The organism is Actinoplanes couchii (assembly GCF_016862075.1).
Classification (GTDB): domain Bacteria; phylum Actinomycetota; class Actinomycetes; order Mycobacteriales; family Micromonosporaceae; genus Actinoplanes; species Actinoplanes couchii.
Window position 1 is genome coordinate 1 of sequence record NZ_BOMG01000041.1, and the last position, 16,842, is coordinate 16,842.

10 protein-coding genes are annotated in these 16,842 nt (G+C 71.9%); 5 read left to right on the forward strand and 5 right to left on the reverse strand.

Features of this window, described 5'->3' with window-relative positions; genetic code table 11:
* Window positions 1–506 precede the first annotated feature (506 nt).
* Together Aco03nite_RS14080 and Aco03nite_RS14085 are read left to right on the forward strand one after the other, a co-directional pair.
* Window positions 507–827 (forward strand): hypothetical protein, encoded by a 321-nt coding sequence (locus tag Aco03nite_RS14080; RefSeq protein ID WP_203795529.1) that lies wholly within the window; start codon window positions 507–509, stop codon window positions 825–827.
* Window positions 828–1,372: 545 nt separating this feature from the next.
* Window positions 1,373–3,397, forward strand: a complete 2,025-nt coding sequence (locus Aco03nite_RS14085) for an SCO7613 C-terminal domain-containing membrane protein (RefSeq protein WP_203795530.1) — start codon at window positions 1,373–1,375, stop codon at window positions 3,395–3,397.
* A 32-nt stretch (window positions 3,398–3,429) separates the two neighbouring features.
* Here the strand turns inward: Aco03nite_RS14085 and Aco03nite_RS14090 are convergent, their stop codons facing one another.
* Window positions 3,430–4,074 (reverse strand): TetR/AcrR family transcriptional regulator, encoded by a 645-nt coding sequence (locus Aco03nite_RS14090; protein WP_203795531.1) that lies wholly within the window; start codon window positions 4,072–4,074, stop codon window positions 3,430–3,432.
* Window positions 4,075–4,165: 91 nt separating this feature from the next.
* Between Aco03nite_RS14090 and Aco03nite_RS14095 the strand changes: the two genes are divergently transcribed.
* Window positions 4,166–5,674, forward strand: a complete 1,509-nt coding sequence (locus Aco03nite_RS14095; RefSeq protein WP_203795532.1) for an MDR family MFS transporter — start codon at window positions 4,166–4,168, stop codon at window positions 5,672–5,674.
* Between the two features lie 48 nt (window positions 5,675–5,722).
* On the opposite strand, the gene Aco03nite_RS14100 is transcribed toward Aco03nite_RS14095, so the two are convergent.
* The 3 genes from Aco03nite_RS14100 to Aco03nite_RS14110 form a co-directional block, all read right to left on the reverse strand.
* Window positions 5,723–9,955 carry a bifunctional nitrate reductase/sulfite reductase flavoprotein subunit alpha gene (locus Aco03nite_RS14100; protein WP_239145151.1) on the reverse strand — a complete coding sequence of 1,411 codons (4,233 nt, stop codon included), beginning with the start codon at window positions 9,953–9,955 and terminating at the stop codon, window positions 5,723–5,725.
* A gap of 98 nt (window positions 9,956–10,053) precedes the next feature.
* Window positions 10,054–12,540: a DUF5005 domain-containing protein gene (locus Aco03nite_RS14105; protein ID WP_203795533.1), complete on the reverse strand. Its 2,487-nt coding sequence runs from the start codon at window positions 12,538–12,540 to the stop codon at window positions 10,054–10,056.
* A 30-nt stretch (window positions 12,541–12,570) separates the two neighbouring features.
* Window positions 12,571–13,791, reverse strand: a complete 1,221-nt coding sequence (locus tag Aco03nite_RS14110) for a lipopolysaccharide biosynthesis protein (protein WP_203795534.1) — start codon at window positions 13,789–13,791, stop codon at window positions 12,571–12,573.
* Window positions 13,792–13,835: 44 nt separating this feature from the next.
* Here Aco03nite_RS14110 and Aco03nite_RS14115 point away from each other — a divergent pair, with 44 nt between their 5' ends.
* Together Aco03nite_RS14115 and Aco03nite_RS14120 are read left to right on the forward strand one after the other, a co-directional pair.
* Entirely contained in the window at window positions 13,836–15,380 is a 1,545-nt protein-coding gene (locus Aco03nite_RS14115; protein WP_486303514.1) for an MmpA family trehalose lipid delivery protein, read from the forward strand.
* A 46-nt stretch (window positions 15,381–15,426) separates the two neighbouring features.
* Window positions 15,427–15,588 (forward strand): hypothetical protein, encoded by a 162-nt coding sequence (locus Aco03nite_RS14120; RefSeq protein ID WP_203795536.1) that lies wholly within the window; start codon window positions 15,427–15,429, stop codon window positions 15,586–15,588.
* Here the strand turns inward: Aco03nite_RS14120 and Aco03nite_RS14125 are convergent.
* Window positions 15,573–16,769: a glycosyltransferase family 4 protein gene (locus Aco03nite_RS14125; RefSeq protein WP_203795537.1), complete on the reverse strand. Its 1,197-nt coding sequence runs from the start codon at window positions 16,767–16,769 to the stop codon at window positions 15,573–15,575. The two genes, Aco03nite_RS14120 and Aco03nite_RS14125, sit on opposite strands and share 16 nt — an antisense overlap.
* Between the last annotated feature and the right edge of the window lie 73 nt (window positions 16,770–16,842).

The following is a 16,842-nucleotide window of genomic DNA, read 5'->3' on the forward strand; positions in this document are numbered from 1 at the left end:
ATTCCAGGTCGCGGCGGTTCCGCCGACCACTGTCGAGAGCGTGATGCGGGGGTTCGCCCACGCGTTCGGCACCGTCGCGGCGGCGCTTGCGGGTCTTATCGCCTTCATCGATCTGGTCGGTGTCGACGGTGCGGGGCCGGTGATCCGGGCCGGCGCGGTTCTGCAGCTGGTACCGATCGCCCTGATGGCCTGGACGGTATTGTCCCGGCTCACCGTGGCTCGGCGGATCACCTCCGCACTGCTCGTGGTGACCGCAGCGGTAGTCGGCTTCCGCTGGGTGGTCGAGATCAAGATCGGAGCAGACAATTCCGGTTGGCTGCTGACGAGGTTCGCCCTGGTAGCGCTCTTGATCGCCGTCGTCGGCGCCTATCTGCGGCCGCGCCCCTCGCTGGCCGGAGCTACTTCAACAGCCACCGGCACGATGCCCACGCCCGCAGGTGAAAACGGAGACCACGCCTCAGAAGACGGCAGCGTCCCACGCGCAAAGGCCAACCCCGACGCCATCGATGGCGAAGATCGACCTAGCAGCGAAAGCCAACCTAGCGGTGGCACCCGAGCTAGCAGTGACACCCAAGCTAGCAGTGACACCCGAGCTAGCAGTGACACCCGAGCTAGCGATGAAAGAAAATCTAGCAACGAAAGCCCAGCTAGCGCTGCTGGCGAAGGACACGGAGAGGGCAGAGGTAACGCTCAAGGCGAAGCAGTTGGAGACGGTGAAGCCGATAGGAGCGGCGACAGCGACGCCGCGGCTGGAACTGGTGCGGCTGGAACTGAGGCGGCCGGAACTGAGGCGGCCGGAACTGGTGCTGGAACTGCAACGGCGCTAACGGGGGCGGCGGGTCCGGCGCGCCCGGCAGGACCGGCAGGGACGGCAGGGACGGCAGGGACGGCAGGGACGGCAGGAGCGCCGCGCCCGGCAGGACCGGCAGGGACGGCAAGTGCGCCGCGCCCGGCAGGACCGGCAGGGACGGCAAGTGCGCCGCAGCCGACGGGGGCGGCGAACCCGGCAGGTGCAGCAGGCCACGCAGGTGCAGCAGGGCCGGCAGGTGCGGCAGGGCCGGTGCGGGCGGTAGGCGGTTCGCGTGGGGGGCGTGGGCTGTTGGGGGCTGTTCGGCGGGGTGGTGGGGAGGGGCCCTGGGTGGGGGCGCTCGTTGCTGGGGCGCTTCCGGTTGTGGGGCTGTTTGTTGCTGTTGTTGCCTCGATGGGACGTAGCTTCGAGATCGCCCGGCCGCTGCTTGATGCTTCGGGTGGGGTGGTTGGTTACGGGCCCGGGGCGGACTCTGTTGTTGCGCTACTCGTGACGGCTGTGGCCTATGCGCTGCTTGTTCCTCGGCGGGTGCATGGGGATCTTGCGCTGGGTGTTCTTGGTGGGGTGGGGCTGCTGGTTCCGGCGTCGTTCGGGCTTGTCTGGTGGTCTGCCGCTGTTGCCGGGATGCTGGTGGCCGCCGTTGCCCTGGGGCGGGCCGCCTGGTCCCGTACCCCTACCGAGTCGGTCTTCCGGGTTCTGCTCAGTGGCGCGTTCGTCTCCTACGCCGTCCTGATCGGTGCCGGGCGGGCCGAGGTGGTGGCGGCGGTGCTCGGGTCGGTGGTGCTGCTCGGGGTCGGTGTGGCGCTGGCGGTTCGGGCCGGTGCGCGTGGGCGGGACGTCGGGGCCGGGTCGCTCGTGGTGGGGCTGGTCGCGCTGGGGCCTGCCGTGTGGCTGGGTCTGCTGGCCGCCGACGCCGACGTGACCACTCAGGTTCGGGCCTCGCTGCTGGTCGCCGTTGTTCTGTGCCTGGTGGCGCATCTGATTGCCCGGGCGGTTCCGGGGTACGGATTCTATGCGCTCGGGGTCGCCGTGGCCGTTGTGGTCAGTGCTCCGTTGTGGTCGCTGCCCGGGTCGGATCCGGTGGTCTACTACGCCGCCGCGGCTCTGGTGCTTGTCGTCGCGCTGATGCCTGCCCCGACGGTTCGTGCCAACGGGCCGGCTGTCGTGCTGGTTCCGGCGATTCTTCCGGCTCTGGCCCTGCTGGGGCTGACCTTCACGGACGTCGCCGTCGTCGTCTTCGAGCCGTGGACGGCCGCTACCGACATCTGGTCGGATGTCGCGCCGGTGCAGTCGCCGGTGGCCTGGTCGAGCGTGATCGCCATCGCGGTGGCGGGAGTCGCGGTCGCTCTGGCCCGGCTGCTGACTTTCCCGAGGCCGGCGACGCAGAAAGCGACGGCAGAGGAAGCAGTAGCGGAGAAAGCAGCGGCGGCGGAAGCGGGGAGAGCGACGGCGCCTCGGGGCGGCGTACTGGCAAGGACTTTGGCTCCGTTTGTTGCTCTGCTCGTGCCGTTGGTGCTGGCCGCGGCTGCGGTGCCGTGGCCGGCGATGCCGATTGCGGCCCTGGTCTGCGGGCTGCTCGGGGTGACGGCGGCGGCGCTGACCTCGGCCCGGCGGATCTCGACGGATCTGGCCGCGGTGCTGTGCGGTGTGCTGGCGGCGGCCGGGGCTGCCGGGTCGCTGGCGGGGCACGGGGCCACGATCGCGGCGTTCGCGCTGGTCGTGGTGGCCTCCGCGGTGGTCGGCGTGGCCGGTGCCGGTGCGGTGGCGCGGGTGACGGGCTGGACGGCCGGGTCGGTCGCGCTGGTCGTCGTGGCGTACACCGTCGGTGATCTGATCGATCGCGGTCCGGCCGCTCCGGTGTCCGTCCTGGTGGCGGGCGCCCTGGTGGTGGCCCTGGAGGCGGTGTTGCGGAGCCGGCGCCCGGCCGAGGCGGACGCCCCGTTCGTGGTGGCGCACTCGGCGGCGCTGATCGCGCTGCTGCTCGCCGATTCGACGAGCTGGGCGGCGCACGTGTTGCGGCTGTGGGCGCTGGTGCTGGTGGTGCGGGCGCTGCGGCCGCGGGAGAGCCGGGCGGTCCGGTCCGGGTACGGTCTGGCCGCGTCCGCGCTGACCCTGATCAGCTGGTGGCTGCTGTTGTGGGAGCGGGACGTGGAGACCGCCGAGGCGTACACGCTGCCGGCGGCCCTGCTGGCGCTGGCGGCCGGCTGGCTGGCCCGGCGCGGTCGTCCGGAGCTGCCGTCGTGGTCGGCTTACGGCCCGGCCCTGGCGGCGACGTTCCTGCCGTCACTGGCGGTGATCGCGTACAGCGCCAGTGACGATCCGCAGTATCTGCGGCGGCTGCTGCTCGGGGTCGGCGCCCTGGTGGTGCTGCTGCTGGGGGCGCGGGCCCGGCTGCAGGCACCGGTGGTGACCGGTGGCGGGGTGCTGATCCTGGTGGCGTTGCACGAGCTGGTGCAGTTCTGGGATCTGGTGCCGCGCTGGGTTCCGCTGGCCGTCGGCGGTCTGCTGCTGGTGGGGATCGCGACCACCATCGAGCAGCGCCGCCGGGATCTGGCCCGGTTGAAAGGCGCGATCACCAGGCTGTCATAAAGCGATCACCAGGCTGTCATAGAGCCAGGCTGTCACAGGCCGGGCGGCGGCGGGATCAGTGTCAGGCGATCGAATTCGTCGTGGGTCAGGGCTGGCACCGGTAACGGGGTGAGCCCTGGCCGCGCCCGCAGCCCGTCCAGGATCAGGGTGAGGTAGCGCGGGTAGAGGCCGGACCGGACCGGTTCGGCGAAGACGTCGACGACCCCGAGCATCATCTCGATGATCGGCAGGTCGGTGGGGGCGGCGTCGGGGCGGAGCACCCCGGCGTCCTGGGCGCGCCGGACGACGGCTTCCATCGCGGGGACGAAGCGTTCCCGGATCTGGGCCATCCGGTCGTCGCGGCCGTAGTTGCGGAACACCACCTCGCGCAGGCCCCGGTCGGCGGCCATCTGTTCGCTGAACGCGGTGACCATGCCGACGAACCCGTCCCAGGTGTCGACCCGGTGCAGGGACGATGTGGCGAAATGCACCATCCGGTCGAGCTGGTCCTCGAACAGCGCCTCGACCAGCGCCTCCTTGTTGGCGAACCGGCGGTAGGCGGTGCCGACGCCGACTCCGGCGTGCCTGGCGATCTCGTCGAGGGTGACGTCGAGCCCGCGTCTGGCGAAGACCTCGCGGGCCGCCTGGAGCAGCAGTTCGCGGTTGCGGGCTGCGTCGGCGCGCAGGGGGCGGGGCATGGAGACGATCCTAACAACCGGAGACTTCTTCTCCGCTTAGTGCTAGGTTCGCTTAACCGGAGACGCCGTCTCCACAAAAACGGAGACCCCCATGCCACCCAACTTCCTGCTCGTGTACGCCGCACTCCTGGTCGCGATGCTGCTCGGCGCCCTCGACCAGACCATCTTCAGCACCGCGCTGCCGACCATCGTCGGCGAGTTGCACGGCCTGGAACACATGGCGTGGGTGACCACCGCCTACATCCTGGCCGCCACCATCGGCATGCCGGTCTACGGCAAACTCGGCGACCTGATCGGCCACAAGATCGTGTTCGTGGCCGCGATCGGCTTCTTCGTCGCCGGATCGGTCGTCGCCGCCCTCGCCGGCGGCATGCCCGCCCTGATCACCGGCCGGGCACTGCAGGGCCTCGGCGGCGGCGGACTGATGATCATCTCGCAGGCGATCGTGGCCGACCTGGTCCCGCCCCGCGAACGCGCCAAGTTCCTCGCCCCGATGGGCGCCGTCTTCGGCATCGCCTCGGTGGCCGGCCCGCTGCTCGGCGGCTGGTTCACCGACCAGCACTCGTGGCGGTGGGCGTTCTGGATCAACGTGCCGCTCGGCGCCGTCGCCATCGGCGTCGCCCTGTTCGCGCTCCGCCTGCCCCGCCGGAACCGGACCGTGCGCCTGGACTACCCGGGCACCGCACTGATGGCCGTCGCGGTCACCTGCACCGTCCTGTTCGCCACCTGGGGCGGCACCGAATACGACTGGTCCGACCCGATCATTCTCGGACTCGGAGCCGCGGCGGTCGCCACGTGGGCGGCGTTCCTGCTGTCACAGCGCAGCGCCGCCGAACCGATCATCCCGCTGCACTTGTTCCGCAATTCGATCTTCGTGGTGGCCACCCTGCTCGGCATGCTGGTGGTCGGCGTGGCGATGTTCGCGATCGTCGGTTATCTGCCCACCTACCTGCAGATGGTCTACGGCGTGTCGGCCACCGAATCAGGCCTGCTGATGCTCCCGATGGTGGTCGGCATCATGGCCACCGCGCTCACCTCCGGGGCACTGCTCGGACGCACCGGAAAATACAAGATCTATCCCATTGCCGGTACGGGGTTACTGATCGTTTTCGCCGCCCTCGTCTCCCGGATCGGCATCGACACCCCACTGTGGGTGATCTGCGCCTACCTGGTGATCGCCGGCGCCGGCATCGGCCTGATGATGCAGACCCTGGTCCTGGCCGTGCAGAACGCCTTCCCGCAGAGCGAGGTCGGCACCGTGACGTCGGCCAACAACTTCTTCCGCGAGATCGGCGCCACCCTGGGCACCGCCGTCGTCGGAGCCGTCTTCGCCAGCCGCCTCACCGACCGGCTCGCCACCGCCCTCCCGACCGGCGGCGCCCTGACCGACAGCCACTCCCTGACACCGGCCCTGGTCCGGGCCCTGCCCGAGACGGTCCGCGAAGCCGTGGTCACCGCGTACGCCGACGCCCTGGTCCCGATCTTCGGCTACCTGATCCCGGTGCTGGTGGCCGGCCTGATCCTGGCCTTCACCCTGAAGGAGAAGCCGCTGGCCACCCGCGCCGAGGACCCGGAACCGGCGGCGCCCCAGCCGGTGTGACGGGCCCGGACACGTCGACGGCTGCGCCGGCGGAGGAGCCGACCGGCGTCAGTAGACGTCGCGGGCGTAACGCTTGTCGGTGGTCAGTTGTTTGACGTAGGTGCGGGCCTCGTCCTCGGACAGGCGGCCGTGGTTGACGGCTATCTCGTGCAGGGCCCGGTCGACGTCGCGGGCCATCCGGATGGCGTCGCCGCACACGTAGAAGTGGGCGCCCGCCTGCAACCACGCCCACAGCTGGGCACCCTTCTCCCGCATCCGGTCCTGGACGTAGACCTTGGTGCGCTGGTCGCGGGAGAACGCCACGTCCAGGCGGCTCAGGATGCCGTCGTCGCGGAGGGCGGCCAGCTCGGTGGCGTAGTAGTCGTCGGTGCTGCTGCGCTGTTCGCCGAAGAACAGCCAGTTGCCGCCGGGGGCGCCGGTGGCCTGGCGCTCCTCCAGGAAACCGAGGAACGGGGCCACCCCGGTACCCGGACCGACCATGATCATCGGCGTGTTGGGGTCGGCGGGCGGGCGGAAGTGCGGGGCCCGTTGCACGTACACCGGGATCTCGGTGCCGGCCGGCGCGTCGGCCAGGTGGGTGGAGCAGACACCCTTGCGGGAGCGGCCGGTCAGGTTGTCGAAACGGATCACCGAGACGGTCAGGCTGACCAGGGCGGGATCGGTCAGCGGGGTGGAGCAGATCGAGTACTGCCGGGGCTGCAGCCGTTTCAGCACCCCGGCCCAGTCGGCGGCGGTGGCGTCGACCCGGTGTTCGGTGAGCACGTCGACGGCCTGCCGGCCCCAGCTCCACTTCGCGAGTTCGCCCTTGTTGTCGGCGCGCAGCAGGGTCTTGAGCCGGCCGGAGCCGCCCCGGTCGGCCACGAACCGCAGCAGCCCCGGGGTGATCCGGGTGATGTCCAGGTGCCGGCTGAGCGCGTCGGCGAGCGGCACGGTCCCGACCCGGTCCACCTCGATCGTGGTGTCCCCGTCCAGCCCGGTCACGTCCAGGAACTCCTCGACCAGCGACGGACAGTTGACCGGCCAGACCCCGAGCGCGTCCCCGGCCGCATAGCCGAGCTGTCCCCCGGTGTCGAAGGTGAACCGCCGAACCTCCTTCCCGGACCCGTCCCGGCTGAGCAGCCGATTCCCGACGAGCACCGCGTCGATGGGAGCCGCTTTGCCGGAAGGCGCGAGGGCGGAAGGCGCGAGGGCGGAAGGCGCGAGGGCGGAAGGCGCGAGGGCGGAAGGCGCGAGGGCGATGGCGGACGCGGGGGTCAGGGCGGACGCGGGGGTCGGGGCAGTCGCGGAGGTCGGGGCGGGCACGGAGGTCAGGGCGGCCAGGACTGAGGAGAGCCAGCCGTCGGCGGTTTCGGTGAAGTCGGGTTCGCAGTCGGCGCGCGGGGCCAGCCGGACCGCGCCCAACTCGGCCAGGCGTTCGTCGAGTCGGCGGCCGTGGCCGCAGAAGTCGTCGTAGTTGGAGTCGCCGAAGGCCAGGACCGCGTACCGGCGCCCGTCCAGCCGGGGCGCCGCGTCACCGGCGAGCGAGTCCCAGAACCCGGTCCCGTTGTCGGGCGCGTCCCCGTCCCCGAAGGTGCTGGTCACCACGAGCAGGTCGGCTCCGGGATCGAGCAGGTCGGCGGCCGGCCCGTCCATCCCGAGCACACTCACCCGCCGCCCGGTCTGCGCCAGCCGCCCGGCCACGGTGGACGCGAACTCCTCGGCGTTCCCGGTCTGCGAGGCCCACAGAACCTGCAGCCGCCCGGCCTCCACACCGGAAGATCCGGAAGATCCAAACCTTTCCCGACCTTGCGCCGGTACGTCGGACAACAGCCCCGCAAGCAACCCGTTCACCCACATGGCCGTGGCCGGGTCGAACGGCGCCGTCGCGGGAAGCACCGGCGGCCCCGACCGGGTCACCGCCCCGGCCAGCAGCCCGGCAAGGTAACGCCGCTGCCCTTCATCCAGCACCGGCGGCGAAGGATCAAGCCCGAGCCAGGCGTGCAGCCCCCCGCCGCCCGGAAGAGCAGGCTCCGCCGCCCCACCGCCGAGGAAAGCGAAGTCCGCCGCCGCGCCGCCAGGGAAGGCAGGATCCGCCGCCCCTCCGCTCGGGAAAGCGAAGTCCGATCCCTCGTCGGTCGAGGAAGCGAGATTCGGCGTGGTGGGGTTCGGGTGGGTGGGGGCGACCCGGGTCAGGGACACCGCGCACACCTTGAGTTCCGGCTGGTAGGAGAGCGGGTCGACGGCGTCGCTGGTGACGGCGTTGACACTGACGTACTCGCCGAAGAGGTCGTTCCAGTGCATGGGCGCGAAGCAGTTTCCGGGCATCACCCGGTCGGTGAGCACGGCGGGCAGCACCGCGCGCCCGCGGCGGGACGCGATCTCCACCTGGTCGCCGGCGACGATGCCGGACGTGGCCGCGTCGGACGGGTTGATCTCCAGGAACGGGGCCGGGTTCAGCCGGTTCAGTTTGGCGATCTTCCAGGTCTTGGTCATGGTGTGCCACTGGTGCTGGAGACGGCCGGTGTTGAGCACGAACGGATAGTCGTCGTCGGGCAGCTCGGCGGGATCGGTGTGTGGCCGGGCGAAGAAGACGGCCCGGCCGGAGGCGGTGGCGAATCGCAGGCCGGCGCCGGTGCGGTACCGGATCGGGTTGCGGGACGGGCCCCCGGCGGCGGCCGGCCACTGGACCGGGCCGCGGTGGAGCCGTTCGTACGTGACGCCGCTCAGGTCGTACCCAGTCGTCGGGTTGGTGAAGGTTTTGATCTCGTCGAGGATCTCCGCCGCCGAACCGTAGGCGAAGGACGCGCCGTAACCCATTTCGGTCGCGACCCGGGCGATGATCTGCCAGTCGGGCAGGGCGTCGCCGGGTGCGGGCACGACCGGATGGACCAGAGTGAGATTGCGCTCCGAGTTGATCATGATGCCGTCCGCCTCGGACCACATCGCCGCGGGCAGCGCGATGTCGGCGTAGGCGTTGGTCTCGGTCTCGGCGAACGCGTCCTGGGTGACGACCAGCTCGGCCGTCTCCAGACCGGCGATCACGGTGCGCCGGTTGCCGACCGACGCGACCGGGTTGGTGCAGACGATCCAGCAGGCCTTGATCTTCCCGGCGGCCATCTGTTCGAACATGTCGACGGTGCCCCGGCCGACCTCGGTGCGCAGCGTCCCGGCGGGCCGGCCCCACGCCTGTTCGGTGAACGCGCGGTCCGCCGGGACCAGCACCGACCGCTGGCCGGGCAGGCCGGGGCCCATGTAACCCATCTCCCGGCCGCCCATCGCGTTCGGCTGGCCGGTGAGGGAGAACGGCCCGCTGCCGGTACGACAGATCGCGCCGGTCGCCAGATGCAGGTTGATCAGGGCGTTCGTGTTCCAGGTGCCGTGTGTGCTCTGGTTCAGGCCCATGGTCCAGAGGCTGACCCAGTTGCCCGACGTGCCGATCCACGTGGCCGCGGTGCGGATGTCCTTTTCGGTCAGGCCGGTGATCTCGGCGACCCTGTCCGGTGGGTAGTCGGCGAGGAATTCCGGCATCGCCGCCCAACCCTCGGTGTGCGCGGCGATGAAGTCCGGGTCGACGTACCCGGCGGCCAGGAGCAGGTGCAGCAGGCCGTTGAGCAGGGCCAGGTCGGTGCCGGGCCGGATCGGCAGGAAGAGGTCGGCCTTGTCGGCGGTGGCGGTGCGCCGCGGGTCGACCACGATCAGCCGGGCGCCCGCCTTGACCCGCTCCATCATCCGCAGGAACAGGATCGGGTGGCAGTCGGCCATGTTCGACCCGATGACCAGGTACGTGTCGGCGTGGTCGAGATCGTCGTACGACCCGGGCGGCCCGTCCGCACCCAGCGACAGCTTGTAACCGGTGCCCGCACTGGCCATGCACAGTCGTGAGTTGGACTCGATGTTGTTGGTCCCGATGAAGCCCTTGACCAGCTTGTTCGCCAGGTACTGGGCTTCCAGGGTCATCTGCCCGGACACGTACATCGCGAACGCGTCCGGCCCGTGCTCGTCGACGATCGCGCGCAACCGCCGGGCGGTCTCGGTGATCGCCGCGCCGATCGGGGCGGGGGCGGGGGCGCCGCCCCGATCGGCCCGGATCAGCGCGCTGTCCAGACGGCCGGGCGCGGCGAGCAGGTCCGCGCTGGTGGCGCCCTTGGTGCAGAGCCGGCCGGAGTTCGCGGGATGGTCCCGGTCTCCGGCCGCCTTGATCACCGTCAGCCGGCCGTCACGGCGCCCGACGTCGAGCACCATGCCGCAGCCGACGCCGCAGTAGCCGCATACGGTTCGCACCTGGGTGACATCGGCATCCACGCTCCCGAGCCTAGGAAGACGCGGTTTCCGCCGGGTCACTGTGAAGTGCGCCGGGGATTACCCCGGCCTCACGTCGTGATCCCCGTCGTTGTGAGCCGTCACTTGACGGTGACCGCGGCGGTCGCCGAGTTGTCGCCGTCCGGGGACTGGAGCCGGAACTCGTACCGATGGCCGCTGGTCAGCAGTGCGGTCTGGAACCTGCCGTTGCTGGCCGGGAACGGGTCGGTGCGCCAGTCCTCGCCGGCGGTCGCGTCCCGCAGCTGGACCCGGTAGTTGATCCCGGTCCACGGCTCGCGCCAGGTGACGGTCACCGCGCCCGGCTCGTCGCTGCGCGCGGTGACCCCGGACGGCAGCGACGACGGCATCCGCTTGCGCACCGGCTTGGACCGGGGGCCCTCGCCGCCGTCCCCGATCGCGGCGACGGCGAAGTCGTACTGATGCCCGTTGGCCAGGTTGTGCACGAGCGAGCTGGTGCCCTCGACCGGGATCTCCTCCTTGACGAACTCCGTCTGCCCGGCGGTGAGGTCCCGGCGGTAGATCCGGTACCACTTAGCGCCGGTGGACTGCCAGCTCAGCGCGACTACGCCGGGCGGGCGCGCCTCCACCCGGAGCCGGGCCGGGGAGTCGGTCGGTGCGGCCACCTCGGCCCGGACCCGGACCGGTGGGGACTGCTCGCCGACACCGCCGGAGTTGACGGCGGCGACGGTGAACTCGTACTCGTGGCCGTGGATCAGTTTTCCGGTGTCGAAGCGGGTGTCCTTCGCCAGACCGGGCGGGCCGACCTCGTTGGTGGTGCTCAGGTCCCGGCGGAACACCTGGTACGACAACCCGGGCGCCACCCCGGCCCAGGTCAGGTGCACGGACCCGTCGGCGCGGGCCTCGGCGACCGGTTGCCCCGGCGCGGGCGGCCGGGCCACCGACGGCACGACCCGGGCGCCGTCCGACGGCTTGCTGTCCCCGCCGCCACCGACCGCGACCACGGTGATCTCGTAGTCGTGCCCGTGCACCAGCGGCCCGACGGTGGCGCTCGTCCCCGGGTAGCTGCCGGCCGGCTCCGGTTTCTCCTGCCCGGCGGTGAGATCCCGGTGGAACACCTTGAACAGCTGCACGAACGGCACCGTGTTCCAGCGGACCGTGACACGCCCGTCGTCGGAGTGGGCTTTCACGGTCACGCCGGACGGCGCGTCCGGGGGCGGGACGGTGGCCTTCATCAGAGCGACCGCGGACCGTTCGCTCTCGCCGCCCTCGGTCGTGGCGGTCACGGCGAACTCGTACTCGTGGTCGTTGGTCAGGAAATCGGTCCGGAACTGGGTCGCCGCACCCGGACCGTCGCCCGGCAGGCGTACGAAATGAGTCTGTCCGCCTGTCACGTCGCGCCGCCAGACCCGGTAGGTGACGTCGTCGCCGGTGACCGGCTGCCAGCTCAGGCTGGCCGTGCCCGCGCCGTCGGCGGCCGCGGTCAGCCCCTGCGGAACCGCCGGGGCCTTCCCCGAGGGGCCGGCCGGTGGCCAGGCGGCCTCGACGAACCGGGGCCGGTAGATGCTCGAGTCGGCGTAGGTGACCGCCTCGTCCAGGTTGTTGACGTTGTACGAGATCAGCAGCCGCCCGTCCGGGGACAGGTCCTGGTGCAGGTCGGCGTCGTAGACGATGTGCCCGGAACCGACCTCGGGGGCGCTGAACAAATAATGCGGCCCGGTGAACGGCCCGGCCGGGTTGTCCGCGGTGTAGGCCACGAAGTCGGCGCTGAAGATCAGGTTGTTCTCGTGCGTGACCAGCACGTACTGATTCCCGACCCGGCGCACGCCGTAGTTGGTGCCGACGCCGCTGAGCAGCCGCGCCGACTCGGACTCGGTGGTGGACCAGGCGCTGCCGGTCCAGAACTCCCACGCGCCGCCCAGGTCGGTGCCGGCCACCCGGGCCAGGTGGGCGAACTTCATCTTCCCGGCGACCTCGGTGCCGTAGACGTACGTGTGGCCGCCGTCCGGCATCACCTCGGAGCCCCAGGAGACCCGGTCGCCCAGCGGCAGCTCCCGGACCGGGCCGGGGGTGAGGGCGTCGGTGCTGAAGCCGGCCAGCACCGTGCCGATCAGCTGGTGGTCCAGCGGGCCGGCGCCGGAGCGGCGGTACCGGTTGGCGAGCACCTGCACGGTGTCGCCGGCGCCGGCCACCGCGTCGCCGATCCAGTGGAACTCGTCGGTGGCGGCGGCCGGGACCAGGGCCTCCGGCGCGGTGGCGGTGCCGCCGTAGAAGAACCGGCCGAGCTTGCCGTCCTGCTGGACGATCGCCGAGTTGTTGATCAGGCCGGACTCCGCGGGCCGGGCGCCGTTCGCCGCGGGCCGGCCGAGGAAGGTGTCGGAGAACAGCCACAGTGTCCGGCCGCCGGCCAGCGGCACCGAGGCGGTCCGGTCGGCGCCGAGCCAGGTGCCGGAGGTGTTGCCGTAGTCCTGGAACATCGCGGTCAGGCCGGCCGCCGTGGCGCCGCCCTCGTCCTCTTCGGTGGAGCCCAGCCAGCGGGTGGCGGCGGCCGCCCCCACCGACCCCACGATCACGACGGCGGCCACTCCGGCCAGAACCCGTCTACTCACCCTCTGCAATGCGATGACCCCCGTCAGTCGTTATTCGACGGTGAGGTTTTCACCCTGAGATCGCGGTTCGGTAACGGCTGCCCGAATCCTCGCTGCGACAAGTACACCAGTCGCGATCAAGGCGGTGATCGATGCGGCGAGCGCGCTCCAGGCGACCCCGGGAACGGTCCGCGGGGCGACCAGCCACACCGCCGCCACCAGCAGGACGGTGACCACCCACAGTGGTGCCGACGGCCAGCGGGCCCCGGCCGCCACCTGCGCGTTGACCAGCATGAACACCAGCCCGTAACAGGCGCCGGTGGCCGCGAAGACCGGCGCGTACCGGCCGAGGGACGCGTAGTCCGGGCCACCCGCCAGCCGGAACGCCAGGTCACCGGCGACCGCGGAGGCCGTCACCAGGATCGCACCGCACGACCCGACCAGGCCCAGCCCGAGCCGCAGCGTGCGCCGGTCGCCCTGGGCCAGCCGGGGCAGGGCGAGCACCGTCACCACCTGCGGGGCCCACAGCGCGCCCTTGGTCAGGATGGTGCCGACCGCGTAGGCGCCGGAGACGTCCGCCGGCAGGAAACGGCGGGCCAGGAGGAAGTCGGCGTACGACACGACCAGGGTCGCCAGGGTCGCGGCGCCGGCGGTGAAGATCGCCCGGACGGCCAGCGGCTCGCCGGTCAGGTGCTGCTCGTCGCGGGGCCGGCGGGCCAGCAGGTGCAGCGCGGGCAGGGCCAGGATCGCGGTCGCCGCCCCGGCCAGCAGCGCGGTGGTCAGGCTCGCGCCGGCGGCCAGGCCCAGCACCACGCCGCCGTACCGCCCACCGGCGACCACGGCCAGCCCGGCCGCCAGCGGCAGGAACCGTTCGTCGCCCTGCATCTCGCCGAGCCAGCGCCCGGCGGCCACCACACCGATCGTGGAGACGGCGGCCAGCGCGGTCGCGGTCACCGGCAGCCGCAGCACGGACACCGCGATCGGCAGCACCAGCAGCAGCGCGCCCGCCGACGCGGCCACCGTGAGCAGCGCCGAGCGACCGGCCGGGACCGGTCCGTTACGGGCCCGGTGCACGGCGATCGCGATCTGCAGGCCGGTGCTGGCCACCCCGACGATCGCGGTCATCGCCAGCAGGGTGGCGAGCACGCTCAGGTCGGCGGGGCTCAACTTCCGGGCGGCGACCACCGGGACCACGTACGCCAGCCCGTTGGCCAGAACCCCCGCCGCGGTGACCGCGAGACCCGCCGTACCGATGCCACTCCGCTTCGCCATGCCGGTCACACTAGGGTCATCGGTCGGACACGAGGAGGCCCGCCCTGCGACGGCTCGCCCTGCCGATCACGGCAACGATCGTCACCGCGCTGGTGCTGGCGCCGCTGGCCGCGCCCGGCTACGTCCTCTCCTACGACATGGTGTTCGTGCCGTCGCAGCCGCTGCGCGCCGATCTGGTGCTGCCGTCGGCGACCCTGCCCCGGGCGGTGCCGCTGGACGCCCTGGTCTCGACGGCCACCCAGGTGATGCCCGGCTGGCTGCTGCAACGCCTGGTGCTGGCCGCGATCCTGCTGCTCGCCGCGCTCGGGGCGGGGCGCCTGGTGCCGGCCGAGCGGACACTGACCCGGCTGGTGGCGGCGGTGACCTACGCCTGGGCGCCGTACCTGGCCGAGCGGCTGCTGCTCGGGCAGTGGGGGCTGTTGCTGGCGTACGCCGCGCTGCCCTGGCTGGCCGCGGCGGCGCTGCGGGTGCGGGCCGGGGAGCGTCGCGCGCTGCTGCCGCTGGCCGGCTGGGCCGCGCTCGCCGCGATCACCCCGACCGGCGGGGTGATCGCCCTGGTCACCGCCCTGCTGCTGGCGCCACGCTGGTCGACCGCCGGGGTGACCCTGCTGCTGAACTCCCCGTGGCTGGCCGCCGCCGCGCTGACCGACGCGGACGGGCGCAGCGATCCGGCCGGGGTGGCGGCGTTCGCGGCGCGCGGCAACGACTGGACCGGGCCGCTGGGCGCGCTGCTCGGCACCGGCGGGACCTGGAACGCGCAGACCGTGCTGCCCAGCCGGGCATCGGTGCTGGCCCCGATCGGGACGCTGATCCTGCTGGTGGTGGCCGGGTACGGCATCCGGGTGCTGTGGCGACGGTGGCCGTCCGGCGCGGCGGCCCGGCTGACCGTGGCGGCCGCGGGCGGTCTCGTGCTCGCGATGCTCGGGGTGCTGCCCGGCGCGCGCACACTGCTGGAGTGGCTGGTCGGCACGGTGCCCGGGGCAGGGCTGCTGCGCGACGGGCAGAAGTTCGTGATGCCGTACGCCCTGCTGCTCGCGCTGACCGTGGCGCTCGGCGCGGAGTACGCCGCGGCCCGGCTCGCCGACCGCCGGGCCGGCCGGGTGGTGCTGTCCGGGATGCTGCTGCTGCCGGTGGCGGTGCAGCCGGATCTGGCGTTCGGGGCCGGGAACCGGTTGCGCCCGGTGGCGTACCCGGCGGACTTCGCGACGGTCGCGGAGCTGGTGGCCGCCGATCCCGGCCCGGTGCTGTCGCTGCCGCTGTCGGCGTATCACACCTACTCCTGGAATCACGGCCGTACCGTCCTGGATCCGTTGCCGCGCTATCTGGACGCCGAGGTGCTGACCGACGACCGGCTGGTGGTCGGGACGATCGTGGTGCGGGGCGAGAACGCGCGGGCGGCGGCGGTGCGGCGGGCGCTCGCGGAGGGTTCTCCGCTGGCCGCTCTGGACGTGCGCTGGGTGGTGGTTCAGCACGTCATCGGGGGTGCGGCGCCCCCGGCCGCGGCTCTGGCCGGATTACGGCAGGTGCACGACGGGCCGGACCTGGATCTGTTCGAGAACACCCTTCGCAGGGAAGTTACTACGTGGTAGCGTGCCGCGCACGCAGAGCAAATGACCCCAAGGAGGCGTCACCCCTATGCGCAAGTCCCTACCCCTGATCCTCGCCGGGATCGCCGCCCTGGCTCTGGGCGTCCTCGGCACGGCGGCCCTCGCGTCGAGCGTGAAGAGCTCGCCGACCGAAGCCGCGGCCGGCGTCGACGAGGCCGCCCTGACGACGGGTGTCTACGGCACCAGGTGAGTTCGCGGTCCCGGCGAAGGTGCCGGGACCATCACCGGCCGCATCACCAGCGCGGCGAACTTCTCCCCCGCCGCCGGCCAGGTGAAACTGGCGGCGTGCGCACGGGCGGCACTGCCCATCCCGGCCCGCAGGACGTCGTCGCACAGCAGCCGGCGCGTCTTGGCGGTGAAGTCGGCCTGGTCCTCGGCCAGCATCCCGGTCCGTCCGTCGACCAGGGACTCCTCCACGCCGCCGGCGCCCCGGAACGCGATGTTCGGGGTGCCGACCGCGCTCGCCTCGACGATGGTCAGTCCCCAGCCCTCCTTGAGCGACGGGGTCAGCGCCACCCAGGCCCGGCTCATCAGGACCCGCTTCTCCTCGTCGCTGACAAAACCGGCGAACCGCACCCGCTCGGCGATGCCCAGCTTCACCGCGTACTCCCGCAGCTCGTCCTCCCACCAGCCCTGACCGGCCACGGTCAGGGTCAGTTCGGGAAGCTCATCGGTCAGAGCGGCGACGGTGTCCAGCGCCATCTCCACCCGCTTGTGCGGGACCAGCCGGCCGACCACCACCAACGACGGTTCGGCGGTACGGGCCACCGGCTCGGCGGGCGCCATCTCCGGCGTGCCGTTGTGGATGATCGTGACCCGCTCCGCGTCGACGCCGAGCACCGCCAGCTCGTCCCGGGTGGCCGCGGAGACCGTCACGTAGCGGCACCGCCGGTACACCCGCGGGGCCAGCCACGACTCGATCCACCAGCCGATCCGGGCCAGCCGTGGAGTCAGCACCACCGGCCACTGCTCGCGGTGCACGTGGTGCACAAGCGCGATCACCGGACAGAAGGCCCAGAGCGGGGAGAGGAACGGCAAACCGTTGCCGACGTCCACGATCACGTCGGGGCGGGCGCCGCGCCGCCGGCTCAGCGGGCCGAAGCCGAGAGCGCCGATCAGGTAGAGCCAGGCGGCCTGGAGATAGACCGTGTGCCGGCCGCCGCGGCGCAGCACCCGGAGCCCGGACGGAGCGGTCTCCTCGGCCGGGCCCTCGCTGTGAGCTGCACAGAGAAGGGTCGCGGTGTGACCACGGCGGATCAGTTCCGCGGCGATCTTCTCCACGTACACTTCTGATCCGCCACCGTGGGGGTTACGCGTGTCCCGCCAGTTGAGGAACAAGACTTGCCGAGTGGCGGCGGCCGGTATGTCCACAATCACCTCTACTAGCGAGTAGCATTCGCGGGTCGCGTCACACTATGGGGTTGTCCAGTAACTCCGCAATGGC

Excerpts from the sequence above, each read along its gene's own strand:
- Aco03nite_RS14080 (WP_203795529.1), top strand. The coding sequence starts at position 507 with ATGGCGAAGATCGACCTAGCAGCGAAAGCCAACCTAGCGGTGGCACCC.
- Aco03nite_RS14120 (WP_203795536.1), top strand. The coding sequence starts at position 15,427 with ATGCGCAAGTCCCTACCCCTGATCCTCGCCGGGATCGCCGCCCTGGCT.
- Aco03nite_RS14090 (WP_203795531.1), bottom strand. The coding sequence starts at position 4,074 with ATGCCCCGCCCCCTGCGCGCCGACGCAGCCCGCAACCGCGAACTGCTG.
- Aco03nite_RS14110 (WP_203795534.1), bottom strand. The coding sequence starts at position 13,791 with ATGGCGAAGCGGAGTGGCATCGGTACGGCGGGTCTCGCGGTCACCGCG.
- Aco03nite_RS14095 (WP_203795532.1), top strand. The coding sequence starts at position 4,166 with ATGCCACCCAACTTCCTGCTCGTGTACGCCGCACTCCTGGTCGCGATG.